Source organism: Nitrospirota bacterium (assembly GCA_016178585.1).
Taxonomy (GTDB): Bacteria; Nitrospirota; Nitrospiria; order JACQBW01; family JACQBW01; genus JACOTA01.
The window spans coordinates 36,411-51,195 of record JACOTA010000043.1 but is presented as its reverse complement, the minus strand read 5'-3'; the positions used below and the strand labels follow the sequence as shown (position 1 = coordinate 51,195).

Sequence of the window (14,785 nt, the reverse complement as noted above, 5' to 3'; positions counted from 1 at the left end):
CTTTTATCGAGGTAAATTCGGCAGGCCTCAGCCTTTTGAAATGCACGCATGAAGACGTTTTAAAAATGAAAATCAAGGATTTTATACTGGATGAAGATCTCTCGATTGCGGCAAAATATTTTGAAGCCCAGCGAATGGGAGAAACGGTTTTGTGTGAAATGCGGATTAAATGTAAGGACGGGTCGGTCATTCAAACGGAGACCAATGCAAAACGGATCGCTGATGGAAGATTTCAGGCCATTATGCGCGATATTACATCACGGAAAAGAGAAGCAGAAAACCACATTAAAGTTGAAAAACTGGAATCAATTACCATTCTCGCCGGGGGGATTGCCAATGATTTTAATAATCTCCTCACCGCCATTTTAGGAAATATTTCATTGGCCCTTTTGTCGACCGATTCGGGAAACCCCGCCTTTCACCGTCTAGCCGCGGCGGAAAAAGCCTCTCTTCGGGCGCAGGAATTAACCCAGCAGCTTCTCGATTTTTCCAAAGGACGGTCCCCTGCAAAGAAAGAAGCCTCCATTAAAAATCTCCTCATTGAGGCGGCCAGGTTTGCCTCCCGCGGCACAAGTATTAAATGTGACTTTCACCTCTCTCCTGATTTATGGGTTGTCGAGGTCGACGAAGGGCAGATCAATCAGGTCATTAACAACCTGATCATCAATGCCGTTCAGGCATCGGGTGAAGTAGAGGATTCCCCGCCGGTCAACCTCCTTCCGGGGAAATATGTCAGGATATCTATTCAAGATCAGGGGGTCGGAATCCCGGAGGAGAATCTGACCAAAATTTTCGATCCTTATTTTACCACCAAACCAACCGGAAGCGGCCTTGGACTGGCCACCTCCTATTCCATTATTAAAAAACATGGGGGAGAAATCATCGTGACCTCCCGGCTTAACCAGGGAACAACCTTTTCTTTTTACCTCCCGGCATTGGATAAAATCAGTTCTGATACAGTGGTTCAAAAAGAACCCCTCTTAAGAGGAACCGGGAGAATCTTGCTATTGGATGATGAAGAAGATGTGTTGGAGGTGACCGCTTATATGCTGAAGGAACTCGGGTATGAAGTCGCCCTGGCCCGTGATGGGACAGAAGTCCTTTCAATCTATCAAAATGCCATGGAATCCAAAAAACCGTTTGCCGCGGTTATTATGGACTTAACAATCCCGGGTGGAATGGGAGGAAAAGAAGTCCTGCCAAAACTGCTGAAAATGGATTCCGGCGTCAGGGCTATCGCCTCCAGCGGGTATTTCAGCGAACCTGTCCTGGCCAACTGGAAATCATATCATTTCTGCTCCGTTCTTTCTAAACCCTACCGGCTGGCGGACCTGGGAAAAACCCTTGATCAGGTCTTGAAGAAAAAGGATGCGGCAGGTTAACCGATCCGTTCATAGAGCCAACCACTTTGAAAAGAGAAAAAAATAAGACACTCCTCATTTTAGGGGGGGGCTATACCGGCCGGGTCATTTTTCGGCAGGCCGCTTCAACTCAACGGTCTGTTTTAATCTCAAGCCGGAATCCGGAGAAACATCTAACCGGGATTCCTCCCCAACAGAGAGTCTTTTTTGACCTTCTCCTCCCGGAAACCTGGGAGCATATCCCCGCCGGAGCCGATCTCATCTGGACTTTCCCTCCCATTCCTCTTGATAAGGTCATTGAATTTATAAAAACAATTCAGATCAGAGCCGGCCGGATGGTCGTTCTGGGGAGTACCTCTGCCTACCGGGTAGAGCCAGCCAGAGCGCCGGAAATCATTGACGAAAAAAGCGCTATTGATCCCGCCCTGCCACGGGTCCAGGGAGAAGAATTTTTAAGAGAAACTCCCGGGGCCGTCATTGTCCGTTCGGCAGGGATTTATGGACCCGGCCGGAATCCCTTGGAGTGGATCCGCCGGGGTAGGATCGGTTATTCAGACCGGGTTTTAAATTTAATCCATGTCGAAGATCTGGCGGGTATTTGCGTTCGGGCTTTGGAAAGGGGGAAACCGGGCGAAGTTTATATTGCCTCCGACGGCCTCCCCCGCCGATGCTCGGACCTGATTGACGCCGCGGCTGAAATCTGGAGTGTGCAAAAAACCCCTTCACCGGAACAAATCAACCAGGGGAAACAACTTTCAAATCAGAAAGCGATCAAGAAGTTAGGATATCTATTCAGGTATCCAGACCTTTTGCAGGGATTAAAAGAGATCGAAGCTCAAAAGTGAGGGGATAAACACCTTGGGATGAGATCAGTATCAGTAAGAGTAAAGTAAAGGGGTCACCCTGATCTTGCCCTAGTTTGACAGATTTCTTACGAGCGGTATACTTAATAAATGGGAAAAAATGACCCATTTTCCATGTTTTAACAACTAACAACCCTCTATTTAAAGGAGTTATCCTATGTTTCAAAAAACTCTCCTTACACTGACCCTTGGCACGGTATTGGGTCTTTTATCGTTTGCAGGCCCCGCCATGGCGGCTGATAATGATGGAACGCCAGACATCCGGCAGGACCGTAAAGATATCAGACTGGACAATGCCAATGTCCGGCAGGACAGGCGTGATATCGCCAAAGACAAACAGAATTTACAACAGGACAGGCGTGAACTGGCCGCTGAAAAACGGGAAGGGGATAAAGCCGGAGTCGCCAAAGTCCGGGCAGAAATTCACCAGGAAAAAAAAGAACTTCATTCAGACCGTAAAGATATACGGCAGGACAGGCATGATCGCCGCACAGACCGGCGGGATTTAAGGCATGACCGCAAAACCCATGCCAAGAAGTAGTTTTTAAGTTTTTCCAGCCTTCAATTATCCAGCCGGGATTTATTCTGAAGACATAAATCCCGGCCTTTGTTTTTAATCAAATCCCCCTTTCTTTTTTTTTATCAGTTAAAAACACACCAACATATTCTATGCGAGCCTATTCTATTCAAAGCAGTCGGAACATCATAATCAACGATAACCGATATAAAAGTATTAATTAACAAAAGATGTGACCCCTTAGTCTTAGTTTCTTACATTTATTCAAATAAAGTTGTTAAAAACGCGGTCAAGTTTCAGCAATTGCTCGGAATTGATAAGGAACGAGCGGAATCCATTGACTTCACATTGAAAAATAATAAAGCACAGATTAAATGCGCTGGGTGCCCAACTCTCTTCATTCCAAGAGATAAAAACCATAAATATTGTGGAAAATGCCCAGAATCGAAGAATAGGGTAAAACGGTGGAGAGAAGAAAAACGTCAACCCGATAGATCTAAACCAGAAGAAAAGATCATCAATCTAACAACTTTTAGTTTAAAAGAATTATCAGCCGACAAGAAAAGCAGTTAAACAAATCTGTTTAACAAAATATAAATCTGAAAACAGTCACTTAAAGCTTTTTTTCGGAGAATTGTTTAACAAATCGTTTTACAAATCAGCAAATTCATTGCGTTGGGTGTGAAGGAAAAACGCCTTTACAGATGTTCCTTATAAAAACTAAAGTTTTGGAAAAAACAGGCCCCGACTTCTGGCCCGCGCTCTTTAAGCCCTAGTGGCTTTATGAGCGCCAGAGGGCGGGATCTGATCAATCCGAACAGGGTGCAGGGTTTCCCTTTCCATATGAAGGGTGGAAGCGACAGCAGAGGGAAACACAAACCCGGAGGTTGTAATGGAAAAACCTCACTTTTCCATTTCTACCGGAGCCATCCGCCAAAATACAATAAGATGGCTGGAGGATTGGGAATAGAAGTTCTCAAAAGAGATGATTATTTTGAATGCGTTCTGACTTCAGTTAAAAAATCCGGGAAAGTGTAAATGCCATTCACTTGAATCCAAAATCCATTCCTTCCATCTGGAGAGCAATATCGTCTACTTAACCCAATCCTTAGATAAATCCGGTTTTGATTCTGTATGAAGTTGTTTAAATTTTCAATTAACAGTGGCTGGGTCTGTTTTGAAATTGCCAAATTATAAAATCCAAGGTCCGTTATCGGTAGAAACTTATACTCTTTCTCGTCGTTATCTAATATATGCAGTTTTATCTTTTCCGGATTAAATCCGTCGCGCATAATGGTGATTTGTCCTGGTTTTAACTTCAACGAGATTATGGAGCGGCCCGGTGGATCATTATGAGGGATAACCTTACTGCTCCCGGGAATTTTGCCCTCAAATCCTTCATTTATAGAATCATAAGTTGTATTTTTTAAAACATCTTCAAACTCGACTGAAGAACAAGGCCCTTCATATTCAAGTTCAGAATAGTTTTTATCCTCTAAGTGTGGTTTTTTCAGTTCCTTTGCTTTTATCAGTTTGCCTTTTATTTTGGCTCCCGGAAGGATATTTAATTTCTTACAATACTCCATTTCAATATATGGAAGTGGCCTCACGCATTTTTTTGTTTTGATATCAACCCCAGCGACACATACGATATCTTCGTTTTGAAATCTTGTTAAGTCGGTAACTATAAAAATCATTTTTATTTCTCTAGTTCACCAATATTTTATAAATAAGTTTTGTGGTCGTGCTTGGTAAAGAAACTTTTTGACTTTTTCAAGAAAGGTGGTTTATTTCGAAATTTCCCCATTTTTGATTGAGGTATTCTGCGACTAACCTTCGATGACAGTGGTGGGGTTTATCTTCACTACATAAAAGACAGGAGCTCTTCAAAACATCTTTTGAAAGACTATCCTCAATTTTTCGAGACGAGATCAATTCCAAGAACTTCTTTTCGTAAAGTGCCCAATCCCCTTTTCTCTTCTTATACTCATCAAGCATGTCCTGTGTAGGTGCCAGAGTTGGCATATGGACGTATTCAATATTGCAGATCAACTTTAAAAAATAACGTAAATCATCTCTTTTCGAGAATCCTGCAAGTTGAGAATTATTATTTAAGCGAATATCTATTACCCGTTTAACTCCAGCCTTCTGAATCAAATTAAAAAATTGTTCCGCTGTTTTCTTTGTAAATCCGATTGTAAATAGCTTGATTTTGTCCAAGCTTTTTAAACCTTTTCGGTATAGGTTATGGGCTGATTGACTGTTTTATTTGAATCGGTAGTATAGGCAATTTTCTCACTCTGGAGATCATAGGCTTTGTTTATCAGGTCTTCCATTGTGGCAAAAAGCTCGGGAGTGGCAAGATTTAGATTTTTCAGAAGTCGTTTTTCAGAGTCTTGATGGTTTTCTATTGTTCCATCCGACCAGATATGTTTAATTTCAATATTTTCTTTTCGAAGACTCCGACAAATTAAAATCGTCCGATGGCAAGTGAGGGGATCCTTTTCTGCGCACATTAATGCAATTCGATATTTCTGCAAACCAAATCTAATACGATCCAGACCCTCTAAAAATAAGGGTTGTTTTTCAAGTGATTTGTATTGGACTTTGCCATTGACATAACAAGAAGGATTATCACTCCGGGCTCCAAGCTCATTGCCCAGAAAGACATAGGCAATCTGGTTCCTTTCTAGCTCTGCCTTAATAGTCTCTCTGTTAAATTGAGGATTAATCCGGCTATAGGGAGTAGATCGGACATCCCCAACAGCCGAAATGTTATTTAATTTCAGGAGTTGAATAAATTCCTGAAGTGAATGAGTGGAGTGCCCAATTGTATAAAGAGTATGAATCATAATTAAAAAGTATGCCCGTTTTAGAGAGGATTTTCAATGGGTTTCATTTTGGTCAAATGGGAGGTAAATTTATTATATAAATGCCCATAAAACTGTCTTTCTTAAAAAAAATCTAAAATTATATTCATTTACAAAATTAGCGGGCTCGGTTTGACAGACTTCCCTCCTTAATATACATTTAACATGGTAGGTTTTTTAAAATAGATTTACTTTAAACCGAAAATCTAATGTAAAAATAATTACCTAATCTCAACAAGGAAAAAAATTAGAGGGTCAGGTCTTTATTATTGAATAGCTTACATAATTGTGCTGGTAATTAGTTTTTATATTTTCAGGGAAGATGTTTGGTTTGAAGGGATATTTACGGAGGTTACGTTTTAGAAAAAATTATTTTTTTTTACTTTTATTTCTTTCTTTGCGAACGGAGAGGGTCGAATCTTTAATCTTTAGTAAACGGTTACATCTTTTGTTGTTTGTAGAGGGGACAAGTCCTGGGGTGAACCCCTCTGTTGAGGCAAACTAAATTGGTGCCCTTTAGTTGACAAACATCATACATTTGTCATACAATTAACACATATGATCATATTTGATTCTTCTACTCTCATTCTGCTGGCAAAAATTCATTTGCTGGATTTGTTTGTTTTAGATTTTCCGGGATTGGTTGTTATTCCTGAGCAGGTAAAAATGGAGGTTAGCGCCAAAGATCGGGAAGAAGTTCCTTTAATCTTAAGTTTAATCAAAGATAAAAAAATCAAAGTGCAGAAAGTAAAAAACAAAAAAGAATTAATAAAGCTTATGGCAGACTTTAATATCGACCTTGGAGAAACGGAAGCGATTGCCATTGCTGTCAATGATAAAAACAATGTTCTTGCAACCGATGACAGGAACGCAATTAGGGCCTGTAAGATTTTAAAGATTGATTATGTTACATCGATTTCTATATTAATACGTGCCTTTGAAAAAGGTCTCCTGGAAAAAGAAGAAGCATTGATTAAATTACAAAACCTGCAATTGTTTGGTAGATTTAAGAAGGAAATCATTGAAGGTGCAACAAAACAAATTCGTAGAGAGGCGTAAAATGGCTACCAAAACTTTAAGTATACGAATAAATGACGACGACTTTAAATTCCTTTCTTCTTTAGCTAAGGAAGAAAAAGAAGATGTCTCGAAAACAGTCAGAGAACTCGTTGATCTTGGCAGGGTGTTACTTGCCATAGACAAATATAAAAAATCTGAGGCTTCTATCGAAAAGGCATCAAAAATAGCCGGTGTTTCCATCTCAAAGATGATGGATCTGTTTAAAGATTACGGCGTTGAGGCCAATCTTGAAGAAGAAGATTATCTGAAAAGTCTAAAAACCATCAGAAAGGTTTGGTGAGATCGTAGCCCGTTGATTTCCCAATTAGTGCCATTTGTATGAAAACAAAATCAATCAGAATCCCCAAAGATATTATGGAGGCGATAGAGCTGAAACCCGAAACCCGGGTCAGGCTTTGACAGTTTGACAATGAAAAAAGAGGACAAGTCCCGTTTTGCTCTCATTGTGTAGAAAGGGAGTGTAGCAAGGGTTTTAGATTTTTTTAGTTTGCCGATTTTTATATTCTGTCTTCAGCGATTTGATAAACTTCTTTTCGATGACAAATTCCTAAAATTAAAATCTCCTGCCCTGTTATTTTGAAAACCACCCGATAATCTCCAACCCGCATTTTCCAATAACGTTTGAGTGTTTTCCTTAAAGGTTCTCCATATTGTTCCGGTGAAACTAAAAGCCTCTCTTCAATAGCCTTTTTAATTCGTTCTTTTAATTTTTTGTTAATTAAGGGGAGATCATTCTTTTTGACATCAGGATGATATCTTAATTCAAAGGTCAACTGGACCAAATCTCTTTATGGGTTAAAGACTTGCTTTTTGAATAGGTTTTTTCCCTTTCTTCGGAAAATTTGGCCAATCCAATATCTTCATGAAGCTCCATGGCTTCTTTGACCATATCCCGGACAACCAGCGACATGGATAATCCATCCCTTTTGGCCTTTTTTTGAATGACTTGGTAAAGGGGTCGTTCAAGAACGACATTGATTCTCGGGTTTTTCCCATGCATTTTTATTTCCTCCTATTTGTTCTAAGTGTAACACATATGAGTCATTTTATGGAAAGATCTTTTTTCAGTAGTGTCCGGTTAAGAAACGGCATCTTTTCAAAATTATAAAAAGGGGTCAATCTTTTGTTGTTTGTTTATCCCCTCTAATATTTAGGAATCCATGGTCTCGAAAGATTTCTTTCCAGTCGTATTGCCATGTTGGAAAGATCGTTAGATATCCATCAAATCGAATTATATTTAAGTATTTTTTTAGAAGTTCCTCTAGAAAATCTAAACAGTCGTCCAATTCCTTGTAGGTTGGAATTATGACGAGGGGTCCTACCTGTATTAAGCTTTAACCATCTATAGCATTGCTTTTCTTTTGGGACCAACCTTCTATACAATCTCCTCAGAAGTGAGTAAAGTAAGCCAGCGTTCTTATCTCAGTGCCTAATCCATCAGATTGTGTCCGGGTTTTAAATTTTATTTTTGTCTTTTTGTTAAAATCACTTGACCTTGGAAACGATTCCAAGGTCTAGAATGCTTATTATGAAGGAGGCCAAATATGTCGTCTCAGAAATTAACGGTCAGCCAACTTGCGCGTATCGCAGGCGTGGGGCCGGATAGCATCCGCCACTATGAGCGAATCGGGCTCGTGCCGAGGGCGGAACGCTCTCCAGCCGGATATCGATTCTGGACTGCGCGAGAAGTCCAGTATCTCAAGTGGGTGGCCCCGGCTAAGCGCGCAGGTTTTACGCTGCACGAGCTGGTCGAAATCTTTCGGATGTACCGCGAGGGAAGTCCCCCATGTCGCACGGTCCGAGATCTCCTCAAGCAGAAACTTTCTGATTTGGATCGGCAGATTGACGATCTGTCGACTCTGCGCACCAAACTGAGACAAGTGCTCTTGCGATGGAAAGGACGACTTCGTCGGGCATCGTCGGGCGACTTTGTGCCCCTCTTTGATGAACTGTATGACGTACCCATCACACAATCAACAGCGGTTTTGAAGCGAAAAAACCGAAAAGGAGGAAAGCAATGATGTACATTTTGGTAAATTTTCATGTCCAACCGTCCAAGGTCCATGAGTTTGAATCACTTCATAGCGCGCTTGCACAGTTTATGAGCGGCCAACCTGGATGCATTGAGGTAAAGGTTCACCGGTCGCTGAAGAATCCTCAGGAGTATGTCGTGTACGGAACCTGGGAAAGCAAAGAGGCTTGGGAGCGGGCGCATCAAACCGCAGAATTTAAGACTCAGTTTCAGAATCTGCCGATTGAACAGCACACGCTCTCAAGCGCAAGCTTCTTTGAGGAAGCCTATTCCTACAAGGGCGGTATCGGCAAGCATTGTTCTAAATGATGCGCCATTTGGCACTGAAGAGGCGTAAAAAACCGGGTCAGGCTTTGACCAGTTTGACAATGAATGTAAATGAAGGGGTCCGGTTTGGCTCATTGTGTTGAGATCGGTGTGGAATTTTTAAACAGCCTGTTTTTCAGTTAGTTCATCTACTTTATCGATGACCCGGTTTTTTATCAGGCATTGCCGGGTCATTCCTCGTCTGGCCGCTTCCGGTCGATTTTCTTTACCACCCAATGGGAAGATCAAAGGGAATGAGTTTGCCGGAGCAAGAGTCCAGCAAGAAAATTAAGTTGAAATGCGAATCTATGGTCGGATATAATACATCTTACTATTGTCTTACTTCTTGGAAGGGGAAAGATATGAAAACCACTAAATTATCCAGTAAAGGTCAGGTCATTTTGCCAAAGTCAGTGAGAGTGGCTCATCACTGGGAGCCAGGCGTTAAGCTTGCTGTCGAAGATCGAGAAGACGGAGTCTTATTAAGACCGGTTAAACCGTTTAAGACAACGACCTTAAAGGAAGTCATGGGGTGTGTTGGATTTAAGGGGCCCGTTAAGACTTTAAAAGATATGGAAGAAGCGATTGCCGCGGAGGCCAGAGCAAAAAAATGATATCTGTAGATACGAATATTTTAATCCGTATCGTGACGAACGATGATCCAAGACAGGCCAAGCGCGCGGCTAACGTACTCGCAAAAGATCGGGTGTTTATTGCCAAGACGGTGTTTTTAGAAATGGAATGGATTTTACGCCGCGCGTATTTGTTGGAAAAGAAAGTTATTCTAAAAGCGTTTAGAAACATCCTTGGGTTAATGAACGTGGAAGCCGAGGATGAACTTCGCGTTGTTCAGGCGCTTGAATGGTATGAAACGGGACTAGATTTTGCGGATGCGTTGCATTTAGCCTCAAGCGGAAACGCAAGCCAATTAGTAACATTTGATAAAGAGTTCGCAAAAAAATCCAAAAAAATTAATAGAACCCGGGTAAGCGTTGTTTAAGGTAGGTGGATAAATAAAGGAATCAGGCTGGTCTTGATTCATCTATGACTATGAAGGGGTCCTGCTGTCCCCGAAACACGGTCTTTAAAGAACCTTGCTTTATACACATAAACAAGCTATGGTTAGTGTATACTTAAACGCGTTTGTTGTTACGAAGGAGAAGCAACATATGCTGAGAACAAACATCGAACTCGACGAGAAAGTGGTAAATGAAGCGATGAAACTCACTCACTTCAATACCAAAAAAGAGCTTGTTAATTATGCTCTCAGGGAACTTGTTAAAAAACTAAAAAGAAAGAAACTTCTTTCCCTGGAAGGCAAGATAGAATGGATAGGAAGCCTCAGTGAAATGCGGAAGGGAAGGGGATGATCGTTGTTGATACCAGCATCTGGATTGATTTTTTGAGGGGAGAAAACTCCGCAGAACAAAGGAAACTTCACAGTCTCATTAATGATGAAGAGGATATCGCGATTGTCGAGATCATTTTCACAGAAATTCTACAAGGTATTAAGGAAGACAAAGATTTTCAAACGATGAAGGGCTTTCTTTTGGATTTTCCAATCTACAAACCAAAGTCGATTGAGACCTACCTTCAGGCCGCACAAATTTATCGCGATTGCAGGAAAAAAGGGAAAACTATCAGAAAAACGGTTGACTGCATTATTGCCGCGATCTGTATGGAGAACAGACTGACCCTTTTTCACAAAGACAGCGATTTCGACAATATTAAAGCTTGTACAGGACTTCAAGTGATGAGGGTGTAAGATAAAAAGGACGGGCTTTGACAGTTTGACAATGAATGTATATTTATAAAAGCCTGTTGCTGTTGTGTTGATGACTCTGTTGATAATAAAAAGCGGCAAATCGTGTTTTGACTCACCTTTAAGTTTAGAAAAATGAGGGTGACCCAATAACTGGCCAAAAGCGCCGGTTTGCTTTTGCCTGCTGTTCAGGATGTTAAACCGAGGAGAAAAATGTTTTACATCATCGTAAATCTCCAACAAGGAGAGAGGGAGTGGCTTGAGTGGCGCAGTCAAGGAATAGGGGCATCGGATGCCCCGACGATCATGGGGGAGAACCCCTGGAAGACCCCGGCAGATTTGTTGAAAGAGAAATGTGGCGGGAAAACAACCGTTTCAAACGCCGCAATGGCGAGAGGCACCGCGCTTGAGCCGGAGGCAAGAAAACGGTATGAAGCCACAGCGGGTATCCGTGTTGTTCCGGCTTGCCTGCAAAGCGTAAAATATGAATGGTTGCGCGCCAGTGTAGACGGATTGGCAATGAACGGAAGCTCTGTCGTTGAAATCAAATGCGGAGAGAGTGTTTATCGCAAGGCGTCAGCCTCTCGGGCCGTCCCTGATTATTATTATGGTCAATTGCAACACATTCTAGCTATTACCAATCTTCAAAACATCGATTTCTACTGTTATCTGCCAGAGCGGCCGGAAGTTCATCTCCGCATAGCACGAGACGATCGTTATATTGAAAATCTCATTGAGACCGAGCGATTGTTCTGGGAGCAGATACTACAGAATAGAAAATAACGGGATAATTGAAACCAGGTTTTAAACAACCTGTTTTTCAGCTTATCAGATAATGAATTTTTTTAAATATCGCGGAGCTTTCATGAAAAAATTGTTTTTTGTCCTGCTTGCCCTCTCCCTTTTCTCCGGCGAAGGATGGGCGGCTTCTCTTGATGAAGAATATAAGCTGAAGCAGTTGTGTGAAAATGACGCTCAAGAAATATTCGGTAGAGAAACCAGAAGAATGAAGCTGGATCATTATAAATTAAGTTATATCAGTCATTACAACAAAAGTTTAAAAACCTGTTTCATGATTATCCAGATATCCACCGATCTTAATCTTCTGGATTTGCCGGTAATCGAGACCCTTTCCTATGATTTTTTTGATGTTGAAGAGAATGCAAAAGTCGGATCCTTCTTTATGCAACTGGATCGAAAGAGTGGAAAAAAGACCTTATTCTTTTGTCATTTTTCGGGACAGGAATGTCATTCTCTTCCGGAATGGCAAAAGCTCATTAAACTCTACATGGAAGAATGATAGAAATAGACACAGGGACTGCCTCCCATATTGCAAATTTCTTTGATCATAGGCCATGCCTTTGAAAAACCAATCCGTTGATATTCAAAAGATAGAAAAAGAATGGAGGTCCCGTGGATTTCAAGGAGGCCTCTGGATGGATCCTCCGGGCCAGGTCTGGAAAGACTTTATTCATAACGTCGATGAACTGGTGATGGTCATCGATGGGGAGGTGGAAATTGAAATGGAAGGATCTGCTTGTTTCCTCCAAATAGGTGAAGAGATATTCATCCCTGCCAATACTTATCATACCGTCCGGAACATAGGAAAAGAAAAATCCCGATGGCTTTATGCCTATAAACTGAAGTAACTGCCCTTTCCCCCAACTTTACAAAATCCCGCCCTCTGCTATCTTTATGGTATGGCCGTCAAGAAAACCTACACCATTCGAGAGGCTGCGAAAAAGCTCGGAATCACTCCTGAGTCTGTTCTCAAGGCGATTCAAAAAGGACGCCTGAAGGCTCGGAAGAAAATTGTTAAAATTCCCCAAGAAATTTGGGTGATCGAAGTTTCGTCCATCGAAGCTTACGTCGTCTCAAAATCCCATCAGTCACGTGGTTTAAAAAGACATTGACAGGTTAGCGTCTGCTATCCTATATTCACACAAAGCGTTCGACTCCCGAAGCCATAAAAACAATTTCGCGATGTGATGATTTAGACGACGAGCCTGTGACTAATGCTATGCCCGATCAACGATTTAATGTTCTTCCAGAGGAGCAGTTTAAATATCTTTTGGAGCATGAGTGTAAACGTGCTCAGAGATATCAATATTTTTTCTCACTTTTGATGATAAAGTTAGATCATCTGGATTCACAGTCTCCTTCTTTAACCGAAATTCCGAGGCTGATTAAATGTGTGATTCGAGATTGCGACACAATAGGCGCCATTCAATACAATAAGCTTGCGGTACTGTTAGGTTTTGCAGATAACCCAAACTCAACAGCCAGAAGAATTGTAAATAAAATTCAAAATGAGTTCCCCCGTATAAACATTAAAGTTGGAGAGGTTTGTTTCCCTGTCGACGCCACCACAGCACAGGATCTTTTTCGTCAAAGTCTGGACCGCATATTTTGAAAAGTTGAAACTTACTTTGACCAGGAATGGTGTAAGCGGAGTCGCGTCTTGATATTTGACTTTGTGATAAGACTTTTTTTTAGATGGAGCCTGGATTAACCGGGATCGCCTTCTACCGAAATCTCCCCGCGAAGATATTCAACCGTTTTACCCGAAATCATCACCCGATCGCCCTGCATCTCACAGACCAGCTCACCTCCGCGCGTTGATACCTGCCTGGCGAGGAGCTTCTGCTTCCCTAAACGGTTGGACCAGTAGGGAATAAGGGTACAGTGAGCTGAACCGGTTACCGGGTCTTCCGGAACACCGGCTCGCGGACCGAAAAAACGGGAAACGAAGTCTACGGAATCACCCGGTGCCGAAACGATGACCCCAAATGCATCAAGCACCGCGACTTTGTCGAACTTTGGGCGGATTGAGCGGACTTCCTTCTCGGATTCAAATATGGCGAGGATGTCTCGCGCCAGAAACGCCTCACGAGGTTTTGCTCCGAGAGCTTCGATCAATGCCGGAGAGACTTCGATCTGTTTTCCGGGGCGGGACGGAAAGTCCATACTCAGGAGTTTCCCGTCGCGGTTTACGCTTAATTCTCCGCCGGGAGACGAAAAGATTATCCGGAGCTTTGAGGGAAAATAGTCGGTAAGCAGAACATGAGCGGCGGCAAGGGTGGCATGACCGCATAGATCGACCTCAACAGTCGGTGTAAACCACCGGATGGGGCAGGTATCGGGGAGGGGAATCACAAAGGCGGTCTCTGCCAGGTTGTTCTCGGCGGCTATCGCCAGCATGATTTTAACGGGGAGCCATGATTTGAGCACAACGACAGCGGCAGGGTTCCCGCCGAAGAGGCGGTTGGTAAATGCATCAATCTGATAGAGGGGAAGTTTCATCTCGGTTGTCGAAGTTAACGATACCTCTATTCATTTAATCGATGGGCTGTCGCGGGATCGAACCGCGGACCCGCTGATTAAGAGTCAGCTGCTCTACCAACTGAGCTAACAGCCCGAAAATACATGATCGGTTTCTCTTGAGGAGAGAGGTTTTTTATCATGTTTGCTGATAAAGAGTCAAGGGATCATTTTCTATTGTTCACCGCCAGTTTTTATGCAGCGGAGCAAGGAAAGGGATTCTGTCGTCGATCCAAAGTCGGACTATCGGAGAATTTCTATCCAGCGTTGTTTCCGTGGCCGTTTCCGCTCATGAACCGCGGAATCCGGCAGTATTAGCCTTTCCTCGCTCTTTTTCCGTCTAAAATGGAATAACTGGGCGTGGGCGAGGTCATTTTTTTGTATACGTACGGGGGGCGCTCCGCTAAAATAGGGAAGTGTTCCTATGTTTAATGAATGCACCGAAGTCGGAGAATGACAATGTGGAAACTGGTTGAGGCCGCAGACGGTTATTTAACGCCGAAAGATATTTTGTTTATTTACACCATGCTGGCCGATAAAGTAAAAGACGCCAATGACCGGAACCATCCGGAAGAGGCGGAATACGAACTTGAGATATGGTTAAAACTCCAACCGGCGGTTTTACAGGCCACCGGCTTTGATATTTCGTTACCCCCCAATAATTAAAAGATGA

The 14,785-nt window shown here is 42.4% G+C and carries 22 protein-coding genes and 1 tRNA gene; 16 read left to right on the top strand and 7 right to left on the bottom strand.

The window, feature by feature from the left end:
- From HYR79_08025 to HYR79_08015, 3 genes are all read left to right on the top strand, one after another.
- On the top strand, nt 1-1,382 hold a 1,382-nt coding region (locus HYR79_08025; protein ID MBI1821641.1), incomplete at its 5' end, for a response regulator.
- 26 nt (nt 1,383-1,408) lie between these two features.
- Nucleotides 1,409-2,206: a hypothetical protein gene (locus HYR79_08020; protein MBI1821640.1), complete on the top strand. Its 798-nt coding sequence runs from the start codon at nt 1,409-1,411 to the stop codon at nt 2,204-2,206.
- Nucleotides 2,207-2,381: 175 nt separating this feature from the next.
- Complete coding sequence (locus HYR79_08015) at nt 2,382-2,765, top strand: hypothetical protein (GenBank protein ID MBI1821639.1); 384 nt, start codon at nt 2,382-2,384, stop codon at nt 2,763-2,765.
- A gap of 965 nt (nt 2,766-3,730) precedes the next feature.
- On the opposite strand, the gene HYR79_08010 is transcribed toward HYR79_08015, so the two are convergent.
- The 3 genes from HYR79_08010 to HYR79_08000 form a co-directional block, all read right to left on the bottom strand.
- Nucleotides 3,731-4,438, bottom strand: a complete 708-nt coding sequence (locus HYR79_08010) for a hypothetical protein (protein ID MBI1821638.1) — start codon at nt 4,436-4,438, stop codon at nt 3,731-3,733.
- Nucleotides 4,439-4,514: 76 nt separating this feature from the next.
- Nucleotides 4,515-4,961, bottom strand: coding sequence for a DUF488 domain-containing protein (locus tag HYR79_08005; protein MBI1821637.1), 447 nt, complete (start codon nt 4,959-4,961; stop codon nt 4,515-4,517).
- Nucleotides 4,962-4,966: 5 nt separating this feature from the next.
- Nucleotides 4,967-5,593 carry a DUF488 domain-containing protein gene (locus tag HYR79_08000; protein ID MBI1821636.1) on the bottom strand — a complete coding sequence of 209 codons (627 nt, stop codon included), beginning with the start codon at nt 5,591-5,593 and terminating at the stop codon, nt 4,967-4,969.
- Nucleotides 5,594-6,169: 576 nt separating this feature from the next.
- On the opposite strand from HYR79_08000, the gene HYR79_07995 reads away from it, so the two are divergent.
- Nucleotides 6,170-6,670: a hypothetical protein gene (locus tag HYR79_07995; GenBank protein MBI1821635.1), complete on the top strand. Its 501-nt coding sequence runs from the start codon at nt 6,170-6,172 to the stop codon at nt 6,668-6,670.
- A 1-nt stretch (nt 6,671) separates the two neighbouring features.
- Nucleotides 6,672-6,971: a UPF0175 family protein gene (locus tag HYR79_07990; GenBank protein MBI1821634.1), complete on the top strand. Its 300-nt coding sequence runs from the start codon at nt 6,672-6,674 to the stop codon at nt 6,969-6,971.
- Nucleotides 6,972-7,188: 217 nt separating this feature from the next.
- Here HYR79_07990 and HYR79_07985 read toward each other — a convergent pair whose 3' ends face one another.
- Nucleotides 7,189-7,464 carry a type II toxin-antitoxin system RelE/ParE family toxin gene (locus HYR79_07985; protein ID MBI1821633.1) on the bottom strand — a complete coding sequence of 92 codons (276 nt, stop codon included), beginning with the start codon at nt 7,462-7,464 and terminating at the stop codon, nt 7,189-7,191.
- Complete coding sequence (locus tag HYR79_07980; GenBank protein ID MBI1821632.1) at nt 7,461-7,691, bottom strand: antitoxin, RHH family protein; 231 nt, start codon at nt 7,689-7,691, stop codon at nt 7,461-7,463. The genes HYR79_07985 and HYR79_07980 overlap by 4 nt, the downstream gene beginning before the upstream one ends.
- 544 nt (nt 7,692-8,235) lie before the next feature.
- Between HYR79_07980 and HYR79_07975 the strand changes: the two genes are divergently transcribed.
- The 10 genes from HYR79_07975 (at nt 8,236) to HYR79_07930 (ending at nt 12,704) form a co-directional block, all read left to right on the top strand.
- Nucleotides 8,236-8,712: a MerR family DNA-binding protein gene (locus tag HYR79_07975; protein ID MBI1821631.1), complete on the top strand. Its 477-nt coding sequence runs from the start codon at nt 8,236-8,238 to the stop codon at nt 8,710-8,712.
- Entirely contained in the window at nt 8,709-9,032 is a 324-nt protein-coding gene (locus tag HYR79_07970) for an antibiotic biosynthesis monooxygenase (protein MBI1821630.1), read from the top strand. Before HYR79_07975 ends, HYR79_07970 begins: the two co-directional genes overlap by 4 nt.
- A gap of 359 nt (nt 9,033-9,391) precedes the next feature.
- On the top strand, nt 9,392-9,643 hold the full coding sequence (locus HYR79_07965) for an AbrB/MazE/SpoVT family DNA-binding domain-containing protein (GenBank protein MBI1821629.1): 252 nt from the start codon (nt 9,392-9,394) through the stop codon (nt 9,641-9,643).
- The gene (locus HYR79_07960; protein ID MBI1821628.1) at nt 9,640-10,029 is read left to right on the top strand and encodes a type II toxin-antitoxin system VapC family toxin; all 390 of its coding nucleotides are present in this window, start codon (nt 9,640-9,642) and stop codon (nt 10,027-10,029) included. Before HYR79_07965 ends, HYR79_07960 begins: the two co-directional genes overlap by 4 nt.
- A gap of 169 nt (nt 10,030-10,198) precedes the next feature.
- On the top strand, nt 10,199-10,399 hold the full coding sequence (locus tag HYR79_07955) for a type II toxin-antitoxin system VapB family antitoxin (GenBank protein ID MBI1821627.1): 201 nt from the start codon (nt 10,199-10,201) through the stop codon (nt 10,397-10,399).
- A complete protein-coding gene (locus HYR79_07950) occupies nt 10,396-10,794 on the top strand; it encodes a PIN domain nuclease (GenBank protein ID MBI1821626.1) in 399 nt (132 codons plus the stop codon). Before HYR79_07955 ends, HYR79_07950 begins: the two co-directional genes overlap by 4 nt.
- Nucleotides 10,795-11,004: 210 nt before the next feature.
- Nucleotides 11,005-11,574: a YqaJ viral recombinase family protein gene (locus tag HYR79_07945; GenBank protein ID MBI1821625.1), complete on the top strand. Its 570-nt coding sequence runs from the start codon at nt 11,005-11,007 to the stop codon at nt 11,572-11,574.
- 82 nt (nt 11,575-11,656) lie between these two features.
- Complete coding sequence (locus HYR79_07940; GenBank protein MBI1821624.1) at nt 11,657-12,091, top strand: hypothetical protein; 435 nt, start codon at nt 11,657-11,659, stop codon at nt 12,089-12,091.
- 55 nt (nt 12,092-12,146) lie between these two features.
- Complete coding sequence (locus tag HYR79_07935; GenBank protein MBI1821623.1) at nt 12,147-12,440, top strand: cupin domain-containing protein; 294 nt, start codon at nt 12,147-12,149, stop codon at nt 12,438-12,440.
- Nucleotides 12,441-12,491: 51 nt separating this feature from the next.
- Complete coding sequence (locus HYR79_07930) at nt 12,492-12,704, top strand: helix-turn-helix domain-containing protein (protein ID MBI1821622.1); 213 nt, start codon at nt 12,492-12,494, stop codon at nt 12,702-12,704.
- A 595-nt stretch (nt 12,705-13,299) separates the two neighbouring features.
- Here HYR79_07930 and HYR79_07925 read toward each other — a convergent pair.
- Both HYR79_07925 and HYR79_07920 read right to left on the bottom strand, forming a co-directional pair.
- Nucleotides 13,300-14,094, bottom strand: a complete 795-nt coding sequence (locus HYR79_07925; protein MBI1821621.1) for a PhzF family phenazine biosynthesis protein — start codon at nt 14,092-14,094, stop codon at nt 13,300-13,302.
- 42 nt (nt 14,095-14,136) lie between these two features.
- A tRNA-Lys gene (locus HYR79_07920) sits at nt 14,137-14,209 on the bottom strand.
- 362 nt (nt 14,210-14,571) lie between these two features.
- On the opposite strand from HYR79_07920, the gene HYR79_07915 reads away from it, so the two are divergent.
- Nucleotides 14,572-14,778 (top strand): hypothetical protein, encoded by a 207-nt coding sequence (locus tag HYR79_07915; protein MBI1821620.1) that lies wholly within the window; start codon nt 14,572-14,574, stop codon nt 14,776-14,778.
- Nucleotides 14,779-14,785: the final 7 nt, after the last annotated feature.

What these genes read in the sequence shown, in the direction of transcription:
- HYR79_08015 (MBI1821639.1), top strand. Translation starts at nt 2,382, where the DNA reads ATGTTTCAAAAAACTCTCCTTACACTGACCCTTGGCACGGTATTGGGT.
- HYR79_08010 (MBI1821638.1), bottom strand. Translation starts at nt 4,438, where the DNA reads ATGATTTTTATAGTTACCGACTTAACAAGATTTCAAAACGAAGATATC.
- HYR79_08000 (MBI1821636.1), bottom strand. Translation starts at nt 5,593, where the DNA reads ATGATTCATACTCTTTATACAATTGGGCACTCCACTCATTCACTTCAG.
- HYR79_07995 (MBI1821635.1), top strand. Translation starts at nt 6,170, where the DNA reads ATGATCATATTTGATTCTTCTACTCTCATTCTGCTGGCAAAAATTCAT.
- HYR79_07990 (MBI1821634.1), top strand. Translation starts at nt 6,672, where the DNA reads ATGGCTACCAAAACTTTAAGTATACGAATAAATGACGACGACTTTAAA.
- HYR79_07980 (MBI1821632.1), bottom strand. Translation starts at nt 7,691, where the DNA reads ATGCATGGGAAAAACCCGAGAATCAATGTCGTTCTTGAACGACCCCTT.
- HYR79_07975 (MBI1821631.1), top strand. Translation starts at nt 8,236, where the DNA reads ATGTCGTCTCAGAAATTAACGGTCAGCCAACTTGCGCGTATCGCAGGC.
- HYR79_07970 (MBI1821630.1), top strand. Translation starts at nt 8,709, where the DNA reads ATGATGTACATTTTGGTAAATTTTCATGTCCAACCGTCCAAGGTCCAT.
- HYR79_07965 (MBI1821629.1), top strand. Translation starts at nt 9,392, where the DNA reads ATGAAAACCACTAAATTATCCAGTAAAGGTCAGGTCATTTTGCCAAAG.
- HYR79_07960 (MBI1821628.1), top strand. Translation starts at nt 9,640, where the DNA reads ATGATATCTGTAGATACGAATATTTTAATCCGTATCGTGACGAACGAT.
- HYR79_07955 (MBI1821627.1), top strand. Translation starts at nt 10,199, where the DNA reads ATGCTGAGAACAAACATCGAACTCGACGAGAAAGTGGTAAATGAAGCG.
- HYR79_07950 (MBI1821626.1), top strand. Translation starts at nt 10,396, where the DNA reads ATGATCGTTGTTGATACCAGCATCTGGATTGATTTTTTGAGGGGAGAA.
- HYR79_07945 (MBI1821625.1), top strand. Translation starts at nt 11,005, where the DNA reads ATGTTTTACATCATCGTAAATCTCCAACAAGGAGAGAGGGAGTGGCTT.
- HYR79_07940 (MBI1821624.1), top strand. Translation starts at nt 11,657, where the DNA reads ATGAAAAAATTGTTTTTTGTCCTGCTTGCCCTCTCCCTTTTCTCCGGC.
- HYR79_07935 (MBI1821623.1), top strand. Translation starts at nt 12,147, where the DNA reads ATGCCTTTGAAAAACCAATCCGTTGATATTCAAAAGATAGAAAAAGAA.
- HYR79_07930 (MBI1821622.1), top strand. Translation starts at nt 12,492, where the DNA reads ATGGCCGTCAAGAAAACCTACACCATTCGAGAGGCTGCGAAAAAGCTC.
- HYR79_07925 (MBI1821621.1), bottom strand. Translation starts at nt 14,094, where the DNA reads ATGAAACTTCCCCTCTATCAGATTGATGCATTTACCAACCGCCTCTTC.
- HYR79_07915 (MBI1821620.1), top strand. Translation starts at nt 14,572, where the DNA reads ATGTGGAAACTGGTTGAGGCCGCAGACGGTTATTTAACGCCGAAAGAT.